Below are 2,454 nucleotides of genomic sequence, written 5' to 3' on the forward strand. Positions count from 1 at the left end.
GGACGGGGTGACGTTGACGACGTCCACCGCGTGTTCGGCGCAGTACGCGGAGAGCGCTTCCGCGTCGCGGCGCAGCGCCTCGTCCAGCACGTGCACCTCGTGGCCCTCCACCAGCCACAGCAGCTCCTCCCACGACATGTCGAAGGAGAACGAGACCGTGTGCGCGATCCGCAGCCTGCGCCCACAGGCGGAGGCCACCACCGGATCGAAGATCGCCTCGCGGTGGTTCAACTGCATGTTGGTCAGCCCGTGGTAGGGCGTCACCACACCCTTCGGACGGCCGGTCGAACCCGACGTGAAGATCACGTATGCGGCAGCGTCCGGCTCGTAGGGGACGTGGAACGGGCCGTCGGACTGGGCGGCGAGTTCGGCGGTCACCGCCGGGTCGTCCAGCAGGAGTTGGGGGACACCGGGGGTGAACGGCATCCGGTGCTGTGCGGTGGAGTCGGTGACCAGCAGGACGGGGGCGGTGTCCTCCACCATGAACGCCAACCGGTCCACCGGGTAGTCGAGTTCGAGCGGCAGGTACGCCGCCCCCGCCCGCAGGACGGCGAACAGCGCCGCCACCATGTCCAACGAACGCGGCAACCCCAACGCCACCCGAACACCAACGCCGTCTCACCCGGCACCCGGCGGCGACCTGGGCGAGGACGGCGAGCAGGCGTTCGAGCAGGGACTCGGCGGTGGTGCGGTCGTAGAGGTCGGCGGCGTACTCGAAGGCGATGTCGATCTCCTCCGCCGAGGAGGTCTCCTCGAAGTTGAAGTCGAGTTCGAACTTGGCCGCGCCGAGGTCGCCGGGCAGGATCCGGCTCTCCAGGCCGAGCAGGCGGCCGGCCCGGCCGTCGTTGTGCTGGTAGCCCAGCATCACCTGGAACAGCGGGTGGCGGCCGGGCACCCGGGGCGGGTTGACGGCCTCCACCAGGCGGTCGAACGGGAGGTCCTGGTGGGCGAACGCGGCGAGGTCGAACTCGCGGACACGGCCGAGCAGTTCGGCGAAGGTCGGGTCGCCGGACAGGTCGGTGCGCAGGACGACGGTGTTGACGAAGAAGCCGACCAGCCGGTCGAGTCCGGCGTCGGAGCGTCCGGCGACGGGGGCGCCGAGCGGGATGTCCTCGCCCGCGCCGAGGCGGTGCAGCAGGGTGGCGACGGCGGCCTGCAGCAGCATGAAGGTGGTGGTGCCGGTGGCCCGGGCGGCCTCCCGCAGGCCGCGGTAGACGGCGGGCGGGACGTGGCCGTGGACGGTGTCGCCGCGGTGGTGGGCGGTGGGGGTGCGCGGGTGGTCGAGGGGCAGCGCGAGTTCCTCCGGGAGCCCGGCCAGGGCCTGCTGCCAGTGGGCGAGTTGGCGCTCCAGCAGGCTGCCGGGGCCCTCGGCCAGCAGCTCCTGCTGCCAGAGCGTGTAGTCGGCGTACTGGACGGGCAGCGGCGGCAGTTCGACCCCGGTGCCCGTGGCGGTGGCGGTGTAGGCGGCGGTCAGCTCCTCGACGAACGGGTTCATCGACCACTCGTCGCCCGCGATGTGGTGGAACAGCAGCACCAACACGTGGTCCTCGGGCCCGAGTTCGAGCACGGTGACACGCAGCGGCCGTTCGGCGGCGAGGTCGAAGCCGCGGCGGACGGCGTCCTGCACGGCGGCGTCGAGCCCGGCCTCGGTGACGGGGCGGACCTCGATCGCCCCGGCGGCGGTCGGGGCGTCCAGGACCTGCTGGTACACCGAGCCGTCGCGTTCGGTGAACACGGTGCGCAGGCTCTCGTGCCGTTCGCTGACGGTGCGGACGGCGGTGCGCAGGGCGGCCCGGTCGAGCGGGCCGGTGACGCGGACGACCAGGGGAACGTTGTAGGTGGCGCCGTCGCCGTCGAGGTTCTGCAGGAACCACATCCGGCGCTGGGCGTGCGAGAGCGGCAGGTCGGCGGGGCGGGGGCGGCGGGTGAGGGCGGGGCGGGTGTCGGCGGGGCCGTCCAGGCGGTGGGCGAGGGCGGCGGGGGTGGGTGCTTCGAACAGGTCGCGGACGGTGAGGGCGCCGCCGAGCAGGTGGCGGACCCGGGCGGTCAGCCGGGCGGCGAGCAGCGAGTGGCCGCCGAGGTCGAAGAAGTTCTGCTCCGGCCCGACGTCGTCCAGGCCGAGGGCCTCGCCGAAGGCGCCGCACAGGATCTCCTCGCGGGCGCCGCGCGGGGCCCGTTCGCCGCCGCCGGTCCGCGGGGCGGGGAGGGCGGCGCGGTCGAGCTTGCCGTTGACGGTCAGCGGGAGGGCGTCCAGGGTGACGAAGGCGGTGGGCACCATGTACTCGGGCAGCCGGGCGGCAAGCGCGGTGCGCAGGGCGTCGTGTTCGGCCCCGGCGGTTCCCACCAGGTAGGCGACCAGGCGCTTGACGCCGGGGGTGTCCTCGCGGACCACGACGGCGGCCTGGGCGACGTCCGGGTGGGCGGTCAACGCGTCCTCGATCTCGCCGGGTTCGA

General features: G+C 73.5%; 2 pseudogenes. Both read right to left on the bottom strand.

Annotated features, from left to right (window positions below):
- Window positions 1-600 (bottom strand): annotated as a pseudogene (locus OO57_RS47545) (AMP-binding protein); the annotation flags it as partial.
- 79 nt (window positions 601-679) lie between these two features.
- Window positions 680-2,392 (bottom strand): annotated as a pseudogene (locus OO57_RS41990) (condensation domain-containing protein); the annotation flags it as partial.
- Window positions 2,393-2,454 lie beyond the last annotated feature (62 nt).

Origin of the sequence: Kitasatospora phosalacinea (assembly GCF_000717185.1) — a bacterium.
Taxonomy (GTDB): Bacteria; Actinomycetota; Actinomycetes; order Streptomycetales; family Streptomycetaceae; genus Kitasatospora; species Kitasatospora phosalacinea_A.